The following is a 23,001-nucleotide window of genomic DNA, read 5'->3' as shown; positions in this document are numbered from 1 at the left end:
CTCCCAATTCATTATCAATATTTATTAAAAAAACCGACAAAAAACTATCTCTCTCTTAAAAATAGTATTTTCTTATACCGATTATATTATTCAGTTATATTTCTTATTTTACATCATGCTCACTTACTACTAATTCAGTGCTATTTCTACACCGCTAAGACAAAGCTATTCTGGTGGTGAAAATAATAAATTAAGCGTAGCTGCTACCTGAATAAGACGAAAACAAATTTGTTAACGCATTTCGGAAAGTAAAGCAAGGAAAACACATTACCACACTCTTTTTCACACAAAAAATCGCACAAACCGATAAAGATATCGCTGCACTCACTTTTGTTTCATCAAGGTATTATTCAGCACTAAAACTTAATGAAAAGAGGCTCCCAAAAGCGAGATTATTTATTACTTATGTTATTAATAAAAAGAGCTCAATGAAAAATTGGGTAAAATCTGCAGGCGGCATAACCAATACCGCCTGATTATTTATTTTTCGATAATAACCGGAGTACCTGTTGGTGTCCGGGCCCAGATCTCGCGCATCTCGCTGTTGGTTACCGCAATACAACCATCGGTCCAGTCCATACGGCGAAATAAAGGTGCCAGCCAGCCCCAACCATTGGGTAAGCCGTGGATCATAATATTATGGCCAGGGGAATAACCGGCACTTTTGGCCCGCTGGATATCGTCGTTATCCGGGTAGGAAACATGCAGGCTGAGAGAAAAGCGTGAACGGGCATTGCGCCAGTCAACGTTGTAGTGGCCTTCCGGGGTTTTCATGTCGCCCTCACGTTGTTTGGCGCCATCATCAGCCCCACGCCCCAAAGACACGGAATACTCACGTATCACCACACCTTCGCGCAGTAAACTGAGTTTGCGTGCCGCTTTATTCACAACAACCAGGTCTGCCTGTTGTTGCGTGGGAAGGTAAGCGGGTGGTGTATCGTGGCCCCAGCGAGCCATGATTTTAGTCCAGAAAAACAAGCCGATGGCGATAACCATGGCAATCACTCCCAGCCGGAAAGCCGGGGAAGAAAAGCGTGTTAATTTCATAGGCGCACAATTGTTATCCATTAAGCCAGCACGTTAACCCTGTTGCGTGTTTTAGCCCATGCACAGGCGCAGATTATATTGCCAGCGCCAGTGAGCATAAACCAGGAGCAGTCTGCCCTTTTCCCCTTCGCTTGTCTGGCAGATTTTTCTGCGTTATTCAGGCAGATAATCCCATTACTGCTCCTGAACCCTGGCATGAATGGTATGTTAATAACCATTCACGCTGAGAACCCCATGGCAACGTGGTTTGCTGTTCACTGTTCAGGAGTTGTTATTATGCCCGTGCGTTTTCCTGCCCCATTAAAACCCGGTGATACAATTGCCATTACCGCCCCTTCAACAGGTGTTCCCGCAGCCCTTCACACACACCTGGATGGTGCAAAACAGGCACTGGAGCAGCGTGGTTTTATTGTGCTGGAAGGGGAGTGCTTACGCACCAGTTACAAAAACAAAAGCGCGGATAAAACCTTGCGGGCTCGCGAGTTAATGTCTTTTCTCACCCGCCCGGATATTCACGCGGTAATGCCGCCCTGGGGAGGAGACCTGGCAATCGAAATACTGGAATTGCTGGATTTTACCCTGCTCTCACAAACCCAACCCAAATGGTTCAGCGGCTATTCAGATCTCAGCACACTGCATTTTCCCTTAACTATGCTGGCAGGCTGGGCAACACTGCACGGCCCGAATTTAATGGAACTTGGCTCGCAACAGGTTGACCAGACCACGCAAGGCATATGGTCGGTGCTCGAAGCGCCTCGAGGCACCCAAGTGGAACATCGCGCTTCACAATACCACCAGGACGGCCCCTGCCAGGGTTGCCCAGACGCGAAAACCGGTTTTCGCCTTACACAACCCACCCGCTGGAAGCGCCTGGACGGGCTCCATGGCAACCTGGAAATACACGGGAGGCTGGCAGGCGGTTGCCTGGATACGCTGGCGCGGCTGGCCGGAACCCGGTTTGGTAACCTGCCGCGCTTCTGTGAACAACACCAGCAAGAGGGCGTCATTCTGTACATCGAAAATGTGGAAATGAACCCATGCGAGCTGACCCGCGCATTGTACAGCCTGCGCCTGCATGGCTGGTTCCATGCGGTTTCAGGGGTTTTAGTTGGCCGGCACGCCGCACCTGATGCCAGCACACCAGAACACCAGTCACAAAGGGATGCGCTAAATTCAGCGTTAGGCGACTTACCGGTGCCAGTGCTGTATGACCTGGATATCGGCCATATTCCACCGCAACTTTCCCTGGTGAATGGCGCGCTGGCGGCAGTGTATTTTCAGGAAGACAGCGGCAGAATCACCCAGGCGTTGTAACCTTCCCCGCCAGAAGCAACCGGGCCCCTCGCAGAAATTATTCCCGGTCTGGTGAATGTACTGATTGGTAAATCATGCGGCTTGTCAGCTAACCCGCAGGGCATCCACCACTAAGCGGAAGGCGGGTGAAGGCTGTTTACGGCTGGGGTAATACAAATAATACCCCGGGAATGGCGCACACCAGGATTCAAGCACCTGAATAAGCCGACCCTCTTCGATATGCGGCGCAAACTCTTCCGCAGGTAAAAATGCAATACCCAGCCCGGCCAGGGCTGCATCCACCATATGCGCGGAAGTATTAAAGGTCAGTTGCCCGTTTACCCGCACATTCACCGGTCCTGAGTCCTGGTCAAATTCCCACACATATAAGCCGCCAGAACTGGCCTGGCGCATATTAATACAGTTGTGATGCACCAGGTCATGCGGGGTGTGCGGAGCGGGGTGTCTGGCAAAATAATCCGCCGAAGCCACAGCAGCCATGCGTAATGGCGGGCCAATAGGTACGGCAATCATGTCTTTGTCGATAGTGTCTCCCAGGCGCACCCCGGCATCGAAACGGTCGGCTACAATATTACGGAAGCCATGGTTAGCATCGAACTCCAAATTAATATCCGGATATTCACGTAACAACGGTGCCAGTTTGGGTAACAGAATGGATTGCAACACATTGGGGCCACAAGTTATGCGTACCGTACCCGCTGGCTTGTCGCGTAATTCTGTCAGCATTTCCAGTTCAGACTCAATTTCATCGAACCGGTTGCCAATTGCCTGTAATAACCGCTCACCAGCAGCCGTCAGTGAAAGACTGCGGGTGGTGCGGGTAATCAGACGAATTTTCATACGGTTTTCCAGACCGGTAATCGCCTGGCTTAATGCTGGTTGAGTTACGCCCAATTGTGCCGCAGCGCGCGTAAAGCTGCCTTCCCGGGCGACGGTCACGAAAGACAACAGATCATTAAGGTTACGTTTCACTTTATCTCCCAGGCCATAACGACAACCAATTTATAAACAGACCTTATAAGTGTATTAAGTATTCATTAGCTAGTCAGCATACGATACCCGTGTAAAATTTCCACCACGCAACAGCACTTATCCAGTTAATCCATCTATTTATTTTTGTTTTTATTCCCGTGAATAAAGGCCCGGCCCCGGCTTGCCTGAATATCACGGATGAAAAAGGTAATTCACTATGACAGCAACATCACATAACACAGCCCCGGACCGCGCCTGCTGGAGCGGTGTACTGGCTATGACTTTATGTGTCTTTGCTCTGGTGGCCTCTGAATTTATGCCAGTCAGCCTGTTAACACCGCTGGCTCATGACCTGCAGGTCAGCGAAGGGCTGGCAGGCCAGGGCATTGCTATTTCAGGCGCACTGGCCGTGCTCACCAGTCTGTCAGCATCGCGCTTAACCGCCAGCCTGGATCGCAAAAGCGTTCTCCTGGGTTTTACCGTACTGATGGCGATATCCGGCATGGTGATTACATTTGCACCCAACTATTCAGTCTACATGGTTGGCCGCGGGCTAATCGGCATAGTGATTGGTGGGTTCTGGTCAATGTCCGCTGCCTGTGCCATGCGCCTGGTACCACATCACCAGGTTCCGCGAGCCCTGGCTATTTTTAACGGTGGCAACGCGCTGGCAACGGTTATTGCTGCGCCAATGGGGAGTTTTCTGGCCGGTATGATTGGCTGGCGGGGCGCTTTTTTCTGCCTGGTTCCGGTCGCTCTGCTGTCTCTTGCCTGGCAATGGCTAAGCCTGCCATCCATGAAAGCAACAGCGCCAGACAATAACGCGCGTCATTCTGCGTTAGGGCTGCTCAAAAACCCGTTAGTTCTTACAGGAATGGCGGCATGTGGGCTGTTCTTCATGGGGCAGTTCACCCTGTTTACCTATTTGCGTCCGTTTTTGGAAAATGTCACCCATGTCAGCCTGCCGGTTCTTTCCACACTGTTACTTGTTCTCGGAGTGACGGGCTTTATCGGCACGTTGTTGATTGGCTCAGCACTGAAACAAGGCTTTTACCCAACACTGTTGTCCATCCCATTATGTATGGCTTTGATTGCCGTACTGCTAATTGGTTTTGGGCATCACTTGTGGCTGGTTGCGTTGTTTTTAGGTCTCTGGGGCTTGCTGGCAACATCCGCGCCCGTTGGTTGGTGGACATGGGTCGCCCATACCCTGCCAGAAAACGCCGAAGCGGGCGGTGGCCTGATGGTCGCCATAGTACAACTGTCGATTGCCACGGGTTCGACACTGGGTGGACTGGCTTTCGACCACGCAGGCTGGCAAAGCACTTTCGCCCTCAGCGGCGTGCTGTTAATCCTGGCCGCCAGCCTGACAGGCTATACCGCGCGTAAAGCGCAACAAACTGGCGGGTATCACCCCGCATCCCCGGTCATTAAATAACAAGGTATCTCCCATGAAAATGTTAACCCTGCTGTTCGGGCTGCTAGTCAGTACCTTCGCAGCCACAGGAGCCGATATGTCACACGGTGCAGACAATTTTTACAAAAGCGACAAGGTCAATGCTGAGAAAGTGACCTTCAAAAACCAGTATCAGATGGATGTGGTCGGCATGCTGTTCACCCCGAAAAACGCCACACCAGGTACCAAACTCCCGGCTATTGTTATCGGGCATCCCATGGGGGCAGTTAAAGAGCAAAGCTCCAGCCTGTACGCCCAAAAACTGGCGGAACAGGGGTTTGCCACCCTGGCGATTGATTTATCCTTCTGGGGCGAAAGCGCCGGGAAACCAGGCCATCTGATTTCACCCGAAATTTATACTGATGATTTCAGTGCGGCAGTGGACTACCTGAGCACCCAGTCTTTTGTAGACCCGGAGAAAATTGGTGTTCTGGGGATTTGTGGCAGTGGTAGCTTTGCCATCAGCGCAGCCAAAATCGACCCGCGTCTGAAAGCGGTAGCTACAGTAAGTATGTACAACATGGGCGCAGCAGCCCGTAACGGGCTGAACCATTCCCAAACTGTTGAGCAACGCAAAGCAATTATTGCAGCCGCGACAGCACAGCGTTTTAAAGAATTTACCGGTGGTGAAATTGCCTATATTCCCGGCACCGTAAACAAACTGGATGACAATACCCCGGCCATTCAGCGCGAGTTCTATGATTTCTACCGCACTCCACGCGGTGAATACACACCAAAAGGTGAAAAGGCAGAGCTGACCACCAAACCCATGCTGAGCAGTATTGGTAAATTCATGAACTTCTACCCATTCAATGACATTGAGACTATTTCGCCACGCCCGATGTTGTTTATCACCGGGGATCACGCACATTCGCGTGAATTCAGCGAAGATGCTTACAAACGTGCCGCTCAGCCGAAAGAATTGTATGTGGTGCCAAATGCCGGGCATGTAGACCTGTATGACCGCACCGACCTGATTCCTTTCGCCAAACTGGCATCGTTCTTTAAAACCAACCTGAAATAATCTGCCACAGCCGGGGTACCTCCCCGGCTGACCCATCTTGCTGGCAACGACTTTCCCGCAACACCCAACTGCCCACTTCCCTTCAACTGATGTTTACCCATAATATAAATCGTCGTACTACTCAGAATGGAAACGCACCATGTCTTACTCCATCGGTGAATTCGCCCAGCTTTGTGGCATTAACGCCACCACATTGCGTGCCTGGCAGCGCCGCTACGGTCTGCTGAAACCGCTGCGTACTGAAGGCGGCCACCGCCAGTACAACGACGATGATGTAACCCAGGCACTGAAAATTCTCGACTGGATTAAAAAAGGTGTGCCAGTCAGCCAGATAAAACCCCTGCTGGAACGGCCGACCAAACGCCAGACCAATAACTGGCAGGCATTACAGGAAACCATGCTGCAACGCCTGCAGGATGGCAAAATCGAATCACTGCGCCAGTTAATTTTTGATTCCGGGCGGGATTACCCCAGGCCGGAACTGGTCGCCAATGTACTTCGCCCCTTGCGCAGCCGCCTTGCAGCAAATACCGCATCTATGATGACCCTGCGGGAAGTGCTGGACGGGATTATCATCGGGTATACCGCTTTTTGCCTCGATGGTGACCGCAAGGCACCCGGCGAAAACTATGTGCTGGCAGGCTGGCAACTGGCCGACACCTGTGAAGTGTGGCTGGAAGCGCTGAAACGCTCAGGCCAGGGCAGCCGGGCAGATGTGTTACCTGCGTCTCCAGCTATTCTGGCTCCGGCACTGTTCCCCCAGCGCCACTGGGTGCTGGTCACAACCGGTAAGCTCACCCTGGCCCGGCAAAAAGATCTGGAAAAATGGCGTGACCAGGTCGCTTCCCTGGATGTCATTCTGTTGTAAAAATCCCCCGCCGTAGTTTTGCTCTGCGGCGGCCCCCAACGCCCCCAACAAACCCGTTACCCGGCTTGCATCACCGTCATTTCTTGCTCTGCACATCATCTCACTGAAAAAAACACTGTTTTTCCGCGCAAAATCGCTATTTATATTTATTTGAAAAATAAACAAAATTAAAAATATCCTCACAAAAACTTGTACAAAAAATTAATTTTGTACAAGTATTATAAATACCAGACCACCTACAGAAAAAGAACCCAACAAGGTAACACTATGTGCGATACCCGCTCCGTCATTGAAAACTGCATCGCGTTCTACCAGGCGCTGGACCACCAGTCGCTCAGTAAACTGCGTGAGCTGTACCACGATGACGCCCGGCTTATCGACCCTTTTGGCCAACACCAGGGCCTCTGTGCAATAGAACACTACTTTGACCACCTGCTCAGCAACGTGACCCGTTGCTGGTTCGATGTAGACCAGCCACTGTGCGAGGGCGACCGCGCGGCACTCAGTTGGGTGATGCACTGGGCACACCCCAAACTTCAGGGCGGTGAACCGCTGGCATTAGCCGGTTGCTCCATTTTGTTCGTGCGTGAAGGGCGCATTGCCTGGCAGCAGGACTACTACGACGCCGGCAGTATGGTCTACGAACACATCCCGCTGCTGGGTTACGCGGTGCGGCATATAAAACAGCGGGTGGCATCATGAAACGGGTGCTGGTAACCGGCGCCAGCTCGGGCATTGGCGAAGGGCTGGCAAAAGCCTGGGCGGATGATGGCGTACAGGTTATCGCCTGTGGGCGCGATCAGGCCCGGCTGGGTGCACTGGCAAGTTACAGCGCCAATATCACCACACGCCAGTTTGATATCACCGATGCCCACGCCTGCCAGCAGGCACTGCTCAATTGCCAGGTGGATGTCGCCGTTCTGTGTGCCGGAACCTGCGAATACCTTGACCATGGTCGTGTCGATGCCAGTCTGGTGAGCCGCGTGATGCACACCAATTTTCTCGGCCCGGTAAACTGCCTGGCGGCACTGCAAACACAGCTACAACCCGGCAGCCGTGTGGTGCTGGTCAGTTCGATGGCCCACTGGCTGCCCTTCCCACGCGCAGAAGCTTATGGCGCTTCAAAAGCTGCGCTCACCTGGTTTGCCAACAGCCTGCGGCTGGACTGGGAACCCAAAGGTATTTCAGTAACCCTGGTTTCCCCCGGTTTTGTCGATACACCACTTACCCGCCGCAACGACTTCGCTATGCCAGGCCAGGTGAGTGTTGGCCAGGCCGTGAAAGCCATTCGCCACGGGCTGGCAAAAAACCACAACCATATCGCCTTCCCCGGTGGGTTCAGTTTTCTTTTACGCGCTCTGGGGTTACTCCCCGCCTGCGTACAACACGTTTTATTACGCAGGATGGTGCGACCATGAATATCGCCATTATCGGTAGCGGCATTACCGGGTTAACCTGCGCCTGGCGTCTTGCCGGGCACCACCAGGTCACCTTGTTTGAAGCCAGCCCCACACTGGGTGGGCATACCGCCACAGTCGATGTAGACACGCACCAGGGCTCCTGGGCCATTGATACTGGCTTTATTGTTTACAATGACCGCACCTACCCGCGTTTTATGGGGCTGTTGAGCGAGCTGGGCATCCAGGGCCAGAAAACAGAAATGAGTTTTTCGGTGCACAACCCCATTACCGGGCTGGAGTATAACGGGCACACACTGGCCTCCCTGTTTGCTCAGCGCACTAATCTTCTCAACCCCCGCTTCTGGCATTTGCTGGCAGAAATCATGCGCTTTAACCGCCTGGCGAAATCTGCGCTCCACCAGCCCGTTGGCGATGGTGACACCCTGCAAACCTTTCTGGAACGCCACCGGTTCAATGCATTTTTTGCCCGGCATTACATTCTGCCCATGGGCGCGGCTATCTGGTCGTCTTCACTACAGGAAATGCGCCGTTTTCCCCTGGCGCTGTTCCTGCAATTCTTTAACAACCATGGCCTGCTGGATATTACCCAGCGCCCCCAGTGGTATGTCGTGCCTGGTGGTTCCCGTGAATATATTCGCGCCATCACAACACGCCTTGCCGGCCGCCTGGAAATCCGCAGTAACACGCCTGTTGAACAGGTCACACGCCACCCGGGCAGCGTGGAGATTGCGGCGAACGGCGCACTGGCGCATTTCGACCAGGTTATTTTCGCCTGCCATGCAAACCAGGCTCTGGCAATGCTGGGTAACCCAACCCCGGCAGAGCAACAGGTGTTGGGCGCGATTGGCTGGCAGCAAAACGACGTGATCCTGCACCGTGACCGGCGCTGGTTACCAGACCGCGAGCGCGCCTGGGCCAGCTGGAATTACCGCCTGAGCAACAACAATGCTGAACACACCCGGGCCTGTGTAACTTACAACATGAATATTCTGCAAGGGTTGCCAAAGGGCAGCCCACTGTTCTGCGTCACCCTCAACCCGCCAGAGCCTATTGATGAAAACCTTGTGTGGCGGCGTTTTAGCTATGAACACCCGGTATTTAACCCACAAAGCTGGCAGGCACAGGCACGCCGGGGGGAAATTAACGGCCAGCAACACAGCTGGTTTTGCGGTGCTTACTGGTACAACGGTTTTCATGAAGATGGTGTGCGAAGCGCGCTCGACGTAGTGGCAGGAATTGCCGCCACAGGGGGGCGCCATGAATAGCTGCCTGTACCATGGCGTATTACGCCACCGCCGCTGGCAACCACGCCAGCATCACTTCAGCTACCAGGTATTTATGGCCTGGATTGACCTCGATGAGCTGGCGCAACTACCCGATGCCGGCATCCGGCTTAACCGCTGGGGAGCAGCCTCGTTTTATACTCGCGATTACCCACTGGGCGCACCTTTGCGGCAAAACGTACTGGGCAGGCTCGCCACACTGACTGGCGAACGGCTGAATGGCAAAGTGATGCTGTTAACCCAGTTGCGCTATTTCGGTTTTCATTTTAACCCGGTCAATTTTTACTACTGCCATAATGAACAGGGTGAACTGCGCTGGATCCTTGCTGAAGTGCGCAACACCCCGTGGAACGAACGCCATTACTACGCAATTGATGCCGTCAACACCCAACCGGTTGATAAAGCTTTCCATGTTTCGCCCTTCAACCCTATGGAAATGGTGTACCACTGGCGCTTTAACACGCCCGGTAAAACACTGCATATGCACATTGAAAACCACCAGCAAACAAAGGTTTTCGATGCCACATTAACGCTGGCCCGCTGCCCGCTTACCCGCAAAAACCTTCGCCGTCTGTTAATTAAAATCCCGCTGATGACGGTGAAAACTGTCGCCGCAATTTACTGGCAGGCGCTGTTGCTGTTGTTAAAACGAGTGCCGGTTCATTCGCACCCGGCAAACCGGAGGCCCCGCTCATGACCGACCCTGTTTACGCCCTTGAATCCAGTTTGCCTCATAACAGCCGGTTGGCCCGCAAGGCGTTGTTCCGGTTACTGGCTGAGTTAAAACACGGCTGCCTGGTAATACACGAAGGTTCACAGTATCGCCAGTTTGGCGATACCCATGCACCACTCAGGGCGGAAGTACACGTTCAGTCTCCCCGCCTTTACTGGCGAATATTAACCGGGGGCAGTATGGCAGCCGCCGAAACCTGGATGGACGGCGAATGGGATTCCCCTAACCTGACACAGGTGTTACAGGTGGTGGCGCTGAACAGCAAAGTGCTGGGCAAACTGGAAACCGGTTTTCGCTGGCTGAGCCTGCCAGCAGAACGCCTGCGCCACTGGCTGCGCCGCAACCATCGCCGCCAGGCACGCAAGAATATTGCCGCGCACTACGACCTGGGCAATCCATTCTACAGCGCATTTCTTGACCGCGACCTGCTGTATTCCAGCGCACTGTTCCAGGCACCAGACCAGGATTTGGAAAGCGCACAGGCCGCCAAAATGCAGCGCCTGTGTGAACAACTGGCGCTTACTGGCGATGACCACCTGCTGGAAATCGGTACTGGCTGGGGAGCACTGGCAGAATATGCCGCCCGCCACTATGGCTGCAGGGTTACCACCACCACGTTATCCCGCGAGCAGTACGATTACGCACAGGCACGTATTAATGCTGCCGGGTTGCAGGAACAAGTCACCGTATTACTGAGCGACTACCGTGACCTTGCGGGCCTGTTCGACAAAATTGTCTCGGTGGAAATGATAGAAGCAGTGGGCAAAGCCTGGTTACCGCACTTTTTCACTACCTGCCAGCAACGCCTGCGCCCGGGCGGCAAAATGGTGCTTCAGGCCATTACGATTCAGGACCAGCGCTACCAGGATTACAGCAACAGCGTGGACTTTATTCAGCGCTATATCTTCCCCGGCGGCTTCCTGCCAAGCCTCACCGCCATGAGCCAGTTGATGACCCGCCACACCGATTTCGTTGTGCGCAATGTGTTTGATATGGGGCCAGATTATGCCCGTACCCTGGCCCACTGGCGCCAGCGTTTCTTACAGGCCTGGCCACAAATAGAAACCATGGGGTTTGATGCGCGTTTTCGCCGCATGTGGCTGTATTACCTCGGCTACTGCGAAGCCGGTTTTAACGCCCGCACGATAAGTGCGGTGCAACTCACTGCGGAGCGGGTATGAACAGCCTGCTGCGTACCGGGCTGGCGGCAATCGCGTTCGACATCTACTGGACGCTGGTTGTGCTGTTCCGCGAACGCGGCATTTTGTTGTGGCTGGGCCTGGCACTGGTGGTGTATTTCATGTTGCCACCCGGAACACGGCGTCATGCGCTGGTTATTGCTCTGGTGGGGTGTGGCCTAGACACGTTCCATGTGCTGGCCGGGCGAATCGCCTTTCAGGGCGGTGAACCAGTGCCCTTATGGATGGTGGCTTTATGGCTGATGTTTTCCTGCGTGTGGGCGGTAGTGGCACGCAGCCGTGCAGTGCCGCCCTGGTTGCTGGTTCTGCTCGCGGCCACTGGTGGCCCACTGGCTTATTTACTGGGTGCTTACCTGGGCGCAATGAACTTCCATGAGTCTGTCTGGCAGGCCTTAGCCTGGCTGTCCACCGGCTGGGCCTGCCTGGCACTGTTATCGTGCGGGTTACTGCACCGGAGCCGGGTATGAACAGCATACAAGTGAGAAACAACCGGCTGAATACGCTGGCCTGTATTGTGGCGTTACTGGCAAGCCTGCTGATGCCCGTGGTAACTCAGGCCGCTGACTGGCTACGCTGGCGCAATGTTGGCGCGGCCACCTTTACCTGGGGGCCGTTTACGCTGTACCACGCCCGGTTACTGTCACCGGATGGCCGTTACCACGGGCTGAGCAGTGACCTGGCGCTGGTTATCACTTACCAACGTGCTATCAGCCATACCGACCTGGTAGATGCCACCCGCGACCAGTGGCAGGAACTGGGTATTCTCCAGGCAACGCCCCAAAGCACAATGTGGCTCCAGGCACTGGAACAACTGTGGCCTGACGTCACCCCCGGCAGCCAGTTGGCATTTGTGACCACACAACACCAGGGGCAATTCTGGTATCGGGCCGGCTCTGCCACGCCCTTTTCACCTCTTGGGCCACAGCAGCCTTCCCTGTTCAGCGAGCGCTTTCTGGCAATCTGGCTGGACCCACGCACCGCTTACCCCAACCTAAGACAGCAATTAACGGGAGAAAAACCATGACACTCCTTAAACGTGCCGCACTGGTATTACTTGCCCTGCTGACCGGTTGCAGTACCACCCTGAATGATTACCAGGGCACACAACCGCCGCTGGATATCTTCAGCTATTTCAACGGGCAAACCGAAGCATGGGGAATGGTGCAGGGCCGTAGCGGTAAACAACTGCGCCGTTTCCATGTGGAAATCACCGGTGAGGTAACTGGCGATACGCTTACGCTGAATGAACACTTTGTGTATGACGACGGCGAGAAACAACAACGTGTCTGGCACATTCGCCGCACAGGCAACAACCAGTACACCGGTACGGCAAACGATATTGAAGGTGTTGCCGTTGGGCAGTCAGCAGGAAACGCCTTCAACTGGCATTACAAAATGAATGTCACAACCAAAGGCAAAACCTGGCTACTCAGCTTTGATGACTGGATGTACCTGCAAGATGGCCGGCATTTGTTTAACAAAACCACTCTGACCAAATTCGGCTTTACCGCCGCCACGGTCACGCTGTTTTTTACTAAAAAAGCGCCATAAAACAAGGAATACACAATGAACAGCAAACCTGAAATTGGTATCAGTGCCTGCCTCACCGGTGACACCGTGCGCTTTGATGGCGGCCATAAACGCATGCCCTTCGTCATGGATGAGCTGGCAAACTGGGTGACATTCCGCCCGGTTTGCCCGGAAATGGCCGTCGGCCTTCCCTCGCCCCGCCCGGCTCTTCGCCTGGTGAACACCACTGACAACGGTATCCGCCTGCGCTTCAGCAATGAACCACACGAAGACATTACCGACAAAATGCAGGCATTTTCCGACAACTACGTGAACAATATCGGCACGTTAAGTGGTTTTATTGTCTGCGCCAAATCGCCAAGCTGTGGCATGGAACGGGTCCGGCTGTACGATGAAGCAAACCAGCGCGGCAAAAAAGCGGGCACCGGTATCTTCACCGCCACGCTGATGGCCCGTTACCCCTGGCTGCCGGTTGAAGAAGATGGCCGCCTGCACGACCCAATGCTCAGAGAGAATTTCGTGCTGCGTATTTATGCGCTGCACGAACTCAACCAGGTGTACGCCACAGGCCTGACACGCCAGAGCCTGCTTGCTTTCCACAGCCGTTATAAACTGCTGTTACTGGCGCACCACCAGCCGGGTTACCGGGAACTGGGGCGGTTTGTCGCCCACCTGCATGAATGGGACGATCTCAGTGCCTTTTTTACTGCCTACCGCGAGAAATTAATGGCGTTATTGGGCCACCCGGCCACCCGGCGCAACCACACCAATGTGCTGATGCACATTCAGGGCTATTTCCGCAAACAGCTCAATGCACGGCAACGAGCGGAACTGAGAAACGTGATTATTGAATACCGCAGCGGGCAACTGCCAATTCTTGCGCCACTGACATTGTTGCAGCATTACCTGGCTGAATACCCGGACGACTATTTATCCACCCAAAAGTATTTCGCCCCGTACCCTGCACCGCTGCGCCTGCGGTTGCCTGAGCATTAACTTGATTTGCCACGTCACACCCCGTAACAGATTCAGCCGGGTTACGGGGTTGCAAAATAGCTGTATGAGATCCACACTGCAAAGCACAAGGTGATGGCGTTCCACCTTACCCAACCGCTCCATTCAGGGGGCTGATGACGCCTGGCGTAACTCTTATTTCCACAAGAGGTATGTCAGGCTGGTCTTGATTTCCTGCTTTCCCCGCCCGGCATGCTTCCTGATTTCAGGAACTCATTATGATACAGGTTGTTGGCCACCTTAATCCCGACAGCGATGCCATATGCAGCGCATGGGTGACTGCCAAATGGCTGGCACGGCAAGGGCGTAAAGCCCAGGCCTGGCGCGCCGGAGCACTTAACCGCGAAACACAGTTTATTTTCGACCGCGCAGGGCTGGAGCCGCCGCCACTGCTGGATATTTCACTGGAAGACCAGGCTGTTTGGTTAGTGGATTTCACTGAACTGGCTCAAGGCCCGGAAACGCTGAACAGCAGCAATATTATTGGGATTATTGACCACCACCGCCTCGGCGGGCTGGTTACCTCGCTTCCCCCGGAAGTGTGGATTAAACCCGTAGGCAGCACTGCTACTGTGCTGTGGCAGATAATGTTACCTGAACAGCGCCAGGCGTTAACCGCCGCAGAATGCACGCTACTACTGGGCGCAATTTTCAGCGATACCGTGGCGTTACGCTCCCCCACCACTACGCAGGATGACCGCAATGCGGCAGAAGTACTGAACCTGCGCGCCGGTGTGGACGCACGGCAATTTGCCAAAGAGCTGCTGCACGCCAAAACCGACATTGCCGGGCTCAGTGCAGAAACCCTGTTACGTAAAGACCTCAAGCGCTTTGACTTCTCCGGTACTCAAGTTTGGGTTGCCCAACTGGAACTGGCGGATATCGACCAGGTGACCCCGTTGCTACCGGCCATACAGGCTGAAATGGCGCGTCTACAGGCAAGCCAGCATGCGGACCTGGTGGTACTGATGCTTACCGACATCAGCCAGCCCGCTTCCTGCCTCCACTTTACAGGCTCTGCGCTACCCGGCGCCAAACCCTGCACCATTCCCGGCATGATCAGCCGGAAAAAACAACTGCTTCCCTGGCTGGAAAACCAACTCACGCTATCAGGAGGAAAACCATGACTGGCTATACCCATGCAGTGGTACTGATTCATGGCAAAGAAGACGGAGTGCCATTGCTGAAACATGCACTGGTTCTGGCTCATGAATGGAACATCAAAGTGACGGTTGCTCACCTGAGTGATGACTACCGCGAACTCAATTTTGTCTCCGACAGCATGATGGACGACCCGGTCTCACAAGAGGTTATCAGCGCGAAAGCCATGTTCAGCGAAATACTCAGTGAACTCGATAACACAGATTCAGTGGATATGGACACCTGTGAACTGGTGACGCTGGGCATAAAAGACCTGCAGACCTGTATCTCGCGGCAGGCGGCAGACCTGGTTATTGCCGGGCACCACAACCGTTTTTTAGGGCTGCTGACCTCCCACTCCATGGCCTATATCAACCAACTGAATGTCGACGTTCTTATCCGGCATCTGTAAGTCAAACTGACTACGAGGAAAGATTATGAGCACAACAATTGAGAAAGTTATCGCACGTGAAATTCTCGACTCACGGGGTAACCCAACGGTAGAAGTTGAAGCATTCAGTAGCGAAGGCCTGATGGCTCGCGCATCCGTACCTTCCGGAGCCAGCACCGGTTCCCGGGAAGCCATAGAACGCCGCGATGGCGATAAAACACGTTACAACGGTAAAGGCGTATTGGGCGCAGTGGCTTCCGTCAATAATGAAATCAATGCAGCCCTGGCTGGCCTGCAGGTGTGTGACCAGCGCCTGGTAGATAACACATTGCTGGCACTGGATGGCAGCGACAATAAAAGCAAGCTGGGTGCTAATGCGATTTTAGGGGTTTCCCTGGCTGTTGCGCGCCTGGGGGCGCTTTCCACCCGCCAGCCATTGTTCCGCTACCTGGGTGGAGCCCGGGCTAATTTGTTGCCCGTTCCCTGCATGAATATCATTAATGGCGGGGTTCATGCCCGCAACCAGGGGGCAGACTTCCAGGAATTTATGATTGCGCCCCTTGGTGCACCAAGTCTTACCGAAGCCGTGCGCCAGGGGAGTGAAGTTTACCAGGCCCTGCGCCAAATATTGCTGGATAACAACCTGTCTGCTGCGGTGGGTGATGAAGGCGGGTTTGCACCAGCCGTGTCTTCTAACCGCCAGCCACTGGAACTGATTGTGCAGGCAATAGAAAAAGCCGGTTATCGCCCCGGTGAAGATATCAGTATTTGTATGGATCCGGCTTCCAGCGAGTTCTATAGCGACGGCAAATACCACCTGCGCACCGAGCACAGCGCCCTTACCGCCGCAGAAATGACAGATTACTATGCTGAATTACTGGGGCAATTCCCGATTGTCTTGCTGGAAGATGGCCTGGCGGAAGATGACTGGAGCGGCTGGCAGCACCTGAACGCCCGCCTGGGGCAGCAGATTGAACTGGTGGGCGATGACCTGTTTGTCACCAACGTTAAATACATTCAACGCGGCATTGAAGAAAATGTGGCGAATGCCGCACTGATTAAGCTCAACCAGATTGGTTCGCTCAGCGAAACTTTTGATGCTGTCGCGCTGTGCCAGCAGCATGGTTGGGGGACATTTATTTCACACCGCAGCGGGGAAACTGCCGACAGCTTTATTGCGGACATGACTGTGGCGCTGCGTGCCGGGCACCTGAAAACAGGCGCACCCTGCCGTGGCGAACGTGTGGAAAAATACAACCAGTTGATGCGTATTGAGCAAATGCTGGGCGGAGCAGCACAGTTTGCCGGGCCGAAAGCGTTTGTGCGCCACACGTCCTGACCTTAACCAGCAGGCTGGCCCCACGCCGGGGTTAGCCTACCCCACACAGTTATTTCTGCTTTGTGCTATTTCGGACCAAACATTGCCGCCATTTGTTGTTCATCCGGCATGCCCACCACTTGTTGTAATTCATTATCCTGGTTGAGGTAATAAATAGCCGGGGTGGCATTAGCACCTGCTTCGTCCATCAGTTGCTGGTTCACCTGTAAGGCCTGCACGGTACTTTGCGGCGTTTTTTCTACAAAAGCAGGTGCCTGTTTACCACCAGACTGTTCCCAGGCATCCCAGGCTTTCGCCGGGTCAGAATCACTAAGAATAGCTGCCGCATAGCGCCCACTCTGTGGCTTCAGCACCGCCACCAGGCGGGTGTAGAGCTGCACTTTCCCGGCATCCACCCAGGGTTGTGCCGCAGCATGAAAGCGCATGCAATAAGGGCAGAATGGGTCGGCAAACACCACCAGTTTGCGTGGCGCATCATCCCGGCCAGATTTAATAACCGGGCCTTCTGCCATTTTCTTCCACAAAGCACGGCCCTGGGGAATATACAGCGCCTGCTTAAATAACGCTTCGCTCAGGTTTTTACCATTTTCATCATACAGATACCCGGAAATGGCGTGCTTGCCATCGGGTGTCAGGTAAATCGTCACGCCCATACCCTGGTACTGGCCCAGCCAGCCCTGCATACCACCAGGTCCTTTGATTTTCTTGATAATAGTAATGCCCTGGCTGGCAATGTGCGCCACCGCCGGAGGTAAGGGTTCATCGGCCTGTGCCTGCATTGCACTGAATAACACCAGGCAGGCAGCAATACCTGTGCTTATTTTCATGGAAACCTCTCAGGGAAAAGGGCACAACACCGCCGTGCCCGGCACACACAGCATAGCAGTGAGCCCGTTGCAGACCTTGTTGTATTTTTATTCAAAATATTCGAAAAAGATGAGCAAATTGTTCAGCTTTTGATCGATGAGAGACGGGGCTATGATTTATCACATCAAGGCAATACGCCTTACTAACAAACAAACCATTAAGGAATACGACCATGAAATCTATCAAAACTTTCGTTGCAGTTGCCGCTCTTTCTGTTATGTCTTTCGGTGCTTTCGCACAAACCGTAAGTGCAACAGCATCCACTTTAGATGGCGCAGAAGCAAAAATCGCCGCTCAGGCAAAACAGGCTGGTGCTGATTACCACATCACCGAAGCTTATGCCGGTAACCAGGTTCATATGACTGCAGAACTGAGCAAATAAGTTACTCCGGGCGCGGCAGGGGCAACCCTGCTGCCCGCCCTGTCTCCTGCCAGTCATTTTCTGTTACAGCACCGGGGCATTCTCCCGCACCTTCATTTCCTGTCCATTAACGTGATGCTTCCCGTAACCAGCGTTCAAGCTCGCTGGCGAACTGCTGACGGTCTTTCTGGCTCAGTGCCGCCGGGCCACCGGTCTGAATACCGCTGGCACGCAACGTATCCATAAAATCACGTATTGTAAGGCGTTCGCGAATCGTCTCTTCGGTGTAACGTTCACCGCGGGGTGTCACCACCCAGGCGCTTTTTGCCAGCACTTCAGCTGCCAGCGGAATATCACTGGTTACCACCAGGTCACCGGCCTCGACTAAACGCACAATCTCGTTATCCGCCACATCGAACCCACTGGCAACCCGCATGGTGCGAATAAACCGTGAAGGGGGAACCCGCAACATCTGGTTTGCCACCAGCGTGAGGGGAACCTGTACCCGTTCAGCTGCACGAAACAAAACTTCTTTAATCACATTGGGACACGCATCTGCATCCACCCATATCGCCGACATTCAGTTTCCTCTGGCAGGCTGTGGTCATCGCGCATATCTTAACGCTCTTTGCTTTCGCCGCCTACGAACCGGGAAGCGCAAATGGCGGGAGATTTTAGGCTGGCTAAACATTCAGGTTATTTTTTTACCCAGAATAAACTTTCCCCGGTGTTTATTTATTGATGATTTCTCTTAAGTATTATATTAATCATAGATGCATACTATTTATTCAACAGACTCTTTTATAAGCATTTTCTTTTTTATTTTTTCATGTATATTACGCGTGCACTCATAATAAATTTATACTCAATTTCTTTTGAGCGGTCATTCGTTTGTCACTTGACCGTCATTTAAATTGTTTAGAGTGGGTAACGTTAACCCAGGTGAGTTCTGGTCGTTTTGGTTGTCGGTTCAGGCAGCACAAGGCTTTACGTGGCCCCGGAGCATCGTGTCTTATACGCAAAGGATGCGAATAAAATGGGGTTTATTCCTCCGTTTATTTTTTTAAAATTTTCTTACTCTGGGATCAACACGGTTTGTTCTGTGCACATAGCATCGCCTGCATAAATTTGCTGGCGGATTATTAAAATCACTTTCTAATAATTAATATGAGCATAAACAATACACAAGAAAAAACGACTGATAACAATCCAGTCTACCGCTCAGGCAGGCATATGCTTTGGGCAATGGTTGTTTTTTTACTTATTGCACTGGGGTTAAAGCTAATTAGCTAATTTTTCCCACACGCTGGCCCCACCGCTGGCGTGGTCTTTTTGTTAATACTGCACAGCCAAAAATGCAGAAATAGCCCACAAAAAAACCTTTATTCTTCGCAACAGCTTTTCACCCACTGCATACACTCAAAGTGACTGACGCCATGCGTCGCTAACCGAGGTATCCATGATGAAACGCATAATACCTGTGGTGCTGAGCTCAGCACTTCTGTTTTCCCCTTGTTTACTTGCCTCACAACCCCAGGGCGGAACCATTACATTTCGGGGAAGCATTGTGAACCCGTCATGCAATCTCGAAAACTCATCTGTAGAAAGATCCGTAAACCTGCGTTGTGCAGATAACACCCACAAAGTTCAGCAAACTTTTTCCATGCATGATCAAACATGGCGGCCCACGCTGTCGCCACTGGTGAAGGCGATTTCTTACCAGCAGGCCGCAGAAAATGTGTATTTAGTGACAGTGGAATATAACTAAATCCCCGCTGCTGCAGGTTCCGCCAGGGCTACCTCACTCCGCCTTCATGGGTTAATGAAGGCGGCGAAACTATTCACCGGAGGAGTATTTTTTTATGTACTTTCTCCGGTTTTCAAGCACCTTGCCCACATTTTCATTCGACCACTTAAATAATGGGCTTACAATATCTATCAGGTTTATGCCAAACGGCGTAATTTTGTAAGTCACCTGAACAGGCATTCGGTTCCCATTAACTTCCCGGGCAACCAGACCATCTTCCTCTAAATTTTTTAACGTTTGTGAAAGCATTTTTTGCGACAACCGCGCGTGCTCTCTCAATAATTGATTAAACCGTTTTGGTTCAGCATGCAGTGCTGAAAGCAGCATCAGAAACCACTTATTTGACAGCCTCTCGAAAAGTAATTTTTGCGGACTACTCTCATCATTACTTATTGAATAATTTGGGTTTTCACTCTCTTCTGATTTCCTCATAGTAACCTGATTTCCTTATGGTACGTACTTTACAGCGTTGTTTGTAAAACTATTATAGCGACATGCTTATATCGCTAAAAGGTATATCAATACATGAAATTACAAACTAAAGTATTTTTAAGTAGTGACCAGAATGATGGTTTTGGCGTCACATCTACGGTTATTTTTGGTGATACTGATGCAATGCTGGTTGATGCCCAGTTTACAATAGCCAATGCCCACCGGTTGCTGGCTGAATTAATTGAGCTAAACCGTAAATTGAAATTTATTTTCCTGACTCACTTGCACCCCGACCATTATTTAGGGCTGGAAGTGATCAAACAACACTACCCCGATGCCAGGGTAATTGCTTACCAGACAACAGCCAACGATATCAATGATGCCTATGATTTTAAAATTGATTACTGGGGGAATACCGTTTTAAAAAGCAATGGCGCAAATATCAAGTACCACATCGAAAAGTGGACGGATGATGTTATTGAACTGGAAGGTGAACGTATTGAAATCCCGGGCCTGATGTGTGGCGACTGCACAGATATCGCCCCACTGTGGATCCCTTCAACGCGTACCCTGATAGCCTCGGATTTAGTCTTTGCGGATTGCCATGTCTGGATTGCAGATATGCGAACGCCACAACGCCTGCAACGTTGGTTCAAAACATTAGACCAACTGGAGGCATTAGAACCGGTTACGGTTGTTCCCGGCCACTCCTCACAGGCGCTCACTCTTAAGCCAGAAGCTATCAGTTTTACACGCCGGTATATTACAGATTTCGTTAACCAGTTGGCAAAATGCCATGACGCCCAACAGGTGGTGCAGGCCATGGACAGGATCTATCCGGAGTACCCTGTGCGCATCTGCCTTGAATACAGCGCGAAAATTTTAAAAGACCACTATGTGTGGCCGGGTGACTGGCCTTTATCATTGCGGCATATGGAATCGGCGTATTAACCGCTGGCTCTTGTTCCATAACAAACAGGGTGCGGTAAGCACCCTGTTTTTAACCGCCTACACCACCACTTCAATCCGCGGCTGGCTGCTCATCAACCAGACAGCAAGGGCAGATGCATTAAGTGGACGGGAATATAAATACCCCTGAGCGATATCGCATTGCAGCTCACACAACTGGCTGCGCTGCTGCTCAGTTTCCACCCCTTCTGCTACCACCGTTTGTTGCAGGCTCTGGCCGATTTTCACTACTGTCGTGGCAATGGCTTTCATTTTGCTGCCATCGTTTAAATCACGCATAAAACTTTGGTCGATTTTCAGTTCCGTCATTGGCAAGTGCGCAAGGCGAGACAGGCAAGAGAAGCCAGTACCAAAGTCGTCCATCGACAGGCCCACACCCAGCTCGCGAACCGCACAAATCACTTCCATGGTTTCCGGGCGCTTGTCCATCATCACCCCTTCGGTGATTTCAATGGTCAGGCAGTCTGGTGGAATACGGAACTGGCGCAACAGGTAGCCAATGTATTGCGGCAGGCTGCTGTTATAAAAGTTAATTGGCGACAAATTCACAGACACCACAGGCACCATGATTTTGTTATTACGCCACTCCGCCATTTGGCGGCAAGCTTCATGGAGTGTCCAGCGGCCAATCGCTTCAATTTCGCCCGTCTCTTCTGCCAGCGCGATAAATTTTCCTGGGGGAATATCGCCCAACACAGGGTCGGTCCAGCGGGCCAGCGCTTCCACGCCATAAAGCTCACCATTTTTCAGCCACACTTGTGGCTGGTAATGCAGGTGCAGATGATTACCGGCAATCGCCAGTTTCAGTGCCGCAGCCAGTTTCAGCCGCTCCTGGTCCACCTGGTTCATTTCACTGTGGAAGAACAGGTAACCACCAGACGCAGCGGCTTTTGCCTGATGCGATGCATGGTTGGCCTGTTTAAGTAACATATCCCGCTCAGCGCCATGCTCAGGGTACAGGCTCACACCGGTGCTGACAGTCACGTTCAAAGCCATATCAGCAACATTAAACGGAATGCGGAACAGCGCCTGGATTTTCTGGGCTACTGACGTTGCTCTGGTGATATCGCAATCCGGCATAACCATCACAAATGAGTCGCTGTCGGCGTGGCTGACAAAAGCATGACGCGAAAACTCACTACTCAGGCGGCGGGCAATCTCTGCCAGTACCTGGTCGCCAGCCGCATAGCCAAGCGCGTCATTCACATCCTTGAAATGATCCAGATCGAGGAAAAACAACGCGGCACGCGTGTGTTCATCTCCGGCAATCAGGGTATCAATATACTGATGCAGTGCGCGGCGTTTTGGCAGGCCGGTCAGATGATCGAAATTAGAAAGCTGCGTGATTTTTTCCTGGTCGACATGCACAACGATCATGCACGGCGCTTCATTTCCAGGCCCACCTTCGTAACTGATAGTCGCACTTAACGCATTTTCTTCGCCTGTTGCAGTAATCACCGTCAGCTGTGTTGTCTGCTGAGATTCCGTTGTTTGTTCTGGTGTATAAAATAACGGGATCTCTGCCGCCCGGCGGCCAAATACGGTAACGCCAGGGTAGCCCCAAAGCTTCTCTGCTGCACGATTGAAGAAAATAACTGTTTGCGAACTGTCTAATAGCACAACAGCATCATGAACATGCTCTAACGCAGCAAGCATATTCTGAGAGCCGAAAACCTCATTATCAGAATGCATATTTATTTTTCTTAGATGAAAAGATCGGCTTCATGCTAATAGAAAGAGATCGGTTGTTCAATATCCCAACAACATTATATTGGTAAAGATCATTACTTATAGATTGTATCAATATATCCATTTTTATTTATTGATAAAGATA

25 protein-coding genes and 1 riboswitch are annotated in these 23,001 nt (G+C 52.3%); of the genes, 19 read left to right on the top strand and 6 right to left on the bottom strand.

Annotation, left to right across the window (positions count from 1 at the left end):
• Window positions 1–480: 480 nt before the first annotated feature.
• Window positions 481–1,047, bottom strand: coding sequence for a murein L,D-transpeptidase family protein (locus tag DT73_RS24990; protein WP_051691545.1), 567 nt, complete (start codon window positions 1,045–1,047; stop codon window positions 481–483).
• Between the two features lie 276 nt (window positions 1,048–1,323).
• Here DT73_RS24990 and DT73_RS24985 point away from each other — a divergent pair, with 276 nt between their 5' ends.
• Entirely contained in the window at window positions 1,324–2,361 is a 1,038-nt protein-coding gene (locus DT73_RS24985; protein WP_036116743.1) for a S66 peptidase family protein, read from the top strand.
• A gap of 84 nt (window positions 2,362–2,445) precedes the next feature.
• On the opposite strand, the gene DT73_RS24980 is transcribed toward DT73_RS24985, so the two are convergent.
• The gene (locus DT73_RS24980) at window positions 2,446–3,333 is read right to left on the bottom strand and encodes a LysR family transcriptional regulator (RefSeq protein ID WP_036116714.1); all 888 of its coding nucleotides are present in this window, start codon (window positions 3,331–3,333) and stop codon (window positions 2,446–2,448) included.
• Window positions 3,334–3,550: 217 nt separating this feature from the next.
• On the opposite strand from DT73_RS24980, the gene DT73_RS24975 reads away from it, so the two are divergent.
• The 15 genes from DT73_RS24975 to eno all read left to right on the top strand — a co-directional run bounded on the left by DT73_RS24975 (window position 3,551) and on the right by eno (window position 16,731).
• On the top strand, window positions 3,551–4,771 hold the full coding sequence (locus DT73_RS24975) for an MFS transporter (protein WP_051691542.1): 1,221 nt from the start codon (window positions 3,551–3,553) through the stop codon (window positions 4,769–4,771).
• A gap of 13 nt (window positions 4,772–4,784) precedes the next feature.
• On the top strand, window positions 4,785–5,813 hold the full coding sequence (locus tag DT73_RS24970) for an alpha/beta hydrolase (RefSeq protein WP_036116712.1): 1,029 nt from the start codon (window positions 4,785–4,787) through the stop codon (window positions 5,811–5,813).
• 139 nt (window positions 5,814–5,952) lie between these two features.
• Window positions 5,953–6,681: a MerR family transcriptional regulator gene (locus DT73_RS24965; RefSeq protein WP_036116710.1), complete on the top strand. Its 729-nt coding sequence runs from the start codon at window positions 5,953–5,955 to the stop codon at window positions 6,679–6,681.
• Between the two features lie 267 nt (window positions 6,682–6,948).
• A complete protein-coding gene (locus DT73_RS24960; RefSeq protein WP_036116708.1) occupies window positions 6,949–7,383 on the top strand; it encodes a nuclear transport factor 2 family protein in 435 nt (144 codons plus the stop codon).
• The gene (locus tag DT73_RS24955; protein ID WP_036116706.1) at window positions 7,380–8,099 is read left to right on the top strand and encodes an SDR family NAD(P)-dependent oxidoreductase; all 720 of its coding nucleotides are present in this window, start codon (window positions 7,380–7,382) and stop codon (window positions 8,097–8,099) included. Before DT73_RS24960 ends, DT73_RS24955 begins: the two co-directional genes overlap by 4 nt.
• Window positions 8,096–9,367, top strand: coding sequence for an NAD(P)/FAD-dependent oxidoreductase (locus DT73_RS24950; RefSeq protein ID WP_036116705.1), 1,272 nt, complete (start codon window positions 8,096–8,098; stop codon window positions 9,365–9,367). The genes DT73_RS24955 and DT73_RS24950 overlap by 4 nt, the downstream gene beginning before the upstream one ends.
• A complete protein-coding gene (locus tag DT73_RS24945) occupies window positions 9,360–10,082 on the top strand; it encodes a DUF1365 domain-containing protein (RefSeq protein WP_036116703.1) in 723 nt (240 codons plus the stop codon). The genes DT73_RS24950 and DT73_RS24945 overlap by 8 nt, the downstream gene beginning before the upstream one ends.
• Window positions 10,079–11,299 carry a cyclopropane-fatty-acyl-phospholipid synthase family protein gene (locus tag DT73_RS24940; RefSeq protein WP_036116701.1) on the top strand — a complete coding sequence of 407 codons (1,221 nt, stop codon included), beginning with the start codon at window positions 10,079–10,081 and terminating at the stop codon, window positions 11,297–11,299. The genes DT73_RS24945 and DT73_RS24940 overlap by 4 nt, the downstream gene beginning before the upstream one ends.
• Complete coding sequence (locus DT73_RS24935; protein WP_036116699.1) at window positions 11,296–11,784, top strand: DUF2878 domain-containing protein; 489 nt, start codon at window positions 11,296–11,298, stop codon at window positions 11,782–11,784. The genes DT73_RS24940 and DT73_RS24935 overlap by 4 nt, the downstream gene beginning before the upstream one ends.
• A 71-nt stretch (window positions 11,785–11,855) precedes the next feature.
• Window positions 11,856–12,341, top strand: a complete 486-nt coding sequence (locus tag DT73_RS24930) for a hypothetical protein (RefSeq protein ID WP_051691544.1) — start codon at window positions 11,856–11,858, stop codon at window positions 12,339–12,341.
• A complete protein-coding gene (locus DT73_RS24925) occupies window positions 12,338–12,868 on the top strand; it encodes a DUF3833 domain-containing protein (protein ID WP_036116697.1) in 531 nt (176 codons plus the stop codon). Before DT73_RS24930 ends, DT73_RS24925 begins: the two co-directional genes overlap by 4 nt.
• A 15-nt stretch (window positions 12,869–12,883) precedes the next feature.
• A complete protein-coding gene (locus DT73_RS24920) occupies window positions 12,884–13,843 on the top strand; it encodes a DUF523 and DUF1722 domain-containing protein (protein WP_036116696.1) in 960 nt (319 codons plus the stop codon).
• A gap of 80 nt (window positions 13,844–13,923) precedes the next feature.
• A riboswitch (Fluoride riboswitch) is annotated at window positions 13,924–13,994 on the top strand.
• An 85-nt stretch (window positions 13,995–14,079) separates the two neighbouring features.
• Window positions 14,080–14,988, top strand: a complete 909-nt coding sequence (locus DT73_RS24915) for a manganese-dependent inorganic pyrophosphatase (RefSeq protein WP_036116694.1) — start codon at window positions 14,080–14,082, stop codon at window positions 14,986–14,988.
• The gene (locus tag DT73_RS24910) at window positions 14,985–15,413 is read left to right on the top strand and encodes a universal stress protein (RefSeq protein WP_036116692.1); all 429 of its coding nucleotides are present in this window, start codon (window positions 14,985–14,987) and stop codon (window positions 15,411–15,413) included. Before DT73_RS24915 ends, DT73_RS24910 begins: the two co-directional genes overlap by 4 nt.
• Window positions 15,414–15,438: 25 nt before the next feature.
• Window positions 15,439–16,731 (top strand): phosphopyruvate hydratase, encoded by a 1,293-nt coding sequence (eno, locus tag DT73_RS24905; protein WP_036116690.1) that lies wholly within the window; start codon window positions 15,439–15,441, stop codon window positions 16,729–16,731.
• A gap of 65 nt (window positions 16,732–16,796) precedes the next feature.
• Here eno and dsbG read toward each other — a convergent pair whose 3' ends face one another.
• Complete coding sequence (dsbG, locus tag DT73_RS24900) at window positions 16,797–17,558, bottom strand: thiol:disulfide interchange protein DsbG (RefSeq protein ID WP_036116688.1); 762 nt, start codon at window positions 17,556–17,558, stop codon at window positions 16,797–16,799.
• A 212-nt stretch (window positions 17,559–17,770) separates the two neighbouring features.
• Here dsbG and DT73_RS24895 point away from each other — a divergent pair, with 212 nt between their 5' ends.
• On the top strand, window positions 17,771–17,980 hold the full coding sequence (locus tag DT73_RS24895) for a YdgH/BhsA/McbA-like domain containing protein (RefSeq protein WP_036116687.1): 210 nt from the start codon (window positions 17,771–17,773) through the stop codon (window positions 17,978–17,980).
• A 106-nt stretch (window positions 17,981–18,086) separates the two neighbouring features.
• Here the strand turns inward: DT73_RS24895 and DT73_RS24890 are convergent, their stop codons facing one another.
• On the bottom strand, window positions 18,087–18,539 hold the full coding sequence (locus DT73_RS24890) for a YaiI/YqxD family protein (RefSeq protein WP_036116685.1): 453 nt from the start codon (window positions 18,537–18,539) through the stop codon (window positions 18,087–18,089).
• A gap of 879 nt (window positions 18,540–19,418) precedes the next feature.
• Here DT73_RS24890 and DT73_RS24885 point away from each other — a divergent pair.
• Window positions 19,419–19,727 (top strand): fimbrial protein, encoded by a 309-nt coding sequence (locus DT73_RS24885; RefSeq protein ID WP_152552567.1) that lies wholly within the window; start codon window positions 19,419–19,421, stop codon window positions 19,725–19,727.
• Window positions 19,728–19,796: 69 nt separating this feature from the next.
• Here DT73_RS24885 and DT73_RS24880 read toward each other — a convergent pair whose 3' ends face one another.
• Window positions 19,797–20,198 (bottom strand): helix-turn-helix domain-containing protein, encoded by a 402-nt coding sequence (locus DT73_RS24880; RefSeq protein ID WP_051691541.1) that lies wholly within the window; start codon window positions 20,196–20,198, stop codon window positions 19,797–19,799.
• Between the two features lie 93 nt (window positions 20,199–20,291).
• Here DT73_RS24880 and DT73_RS24875 point away from each other — a divergent pair, with 93 nt between their 5' ends.
• Window positions 20,292–21,149, top strand: a complete 858-nt coding sequence (locus DT73_RS24875) for an MBL fold metallo-hydrolase (protein WP_036116681.1) — start codon at window positions 20,292–20,294, stop codon at window positions 21,147–21,149.
• A 57-nt stretch (window positions 21,150–21,206) separates the two neighbouring features.
• Here the strand turns inward: DT73_RS24875 and DT73_RS24870 are convergent, their stop codons facing one another.
• On the bottom strand, window positions 21,207–22,859 hold the full coding sequence (locus DT73_RS24870) for a bifunctional diguanylate cyclase/phosphodiesterase (protein WP_036116679.1): 1,653 nt from the start codon (window positions 22,857–22,859) through the stop codon (window positions 21,207–21,209).
• Window positions 22,860–23,001: the final 142 nt, after the last annotated feature.

The sequence above is a fragment of the Mangrovibacter sp. MFB070 genome (genome assembly GCF_000705335.1).
Classification (GTDB): domain Bacteria; phylum Pseudomonadota; class Gammaproteobacteria; order Enterobacterales; family Enterobacteriaceae; genus Mangrovibacter; species Mangrovibacter plantisponsor.
The sequence above is the reverse complement of the archived record's forward strand: the minus strand, read 5'-3'. Positions and strand labels throughout refer to the sequence as shown.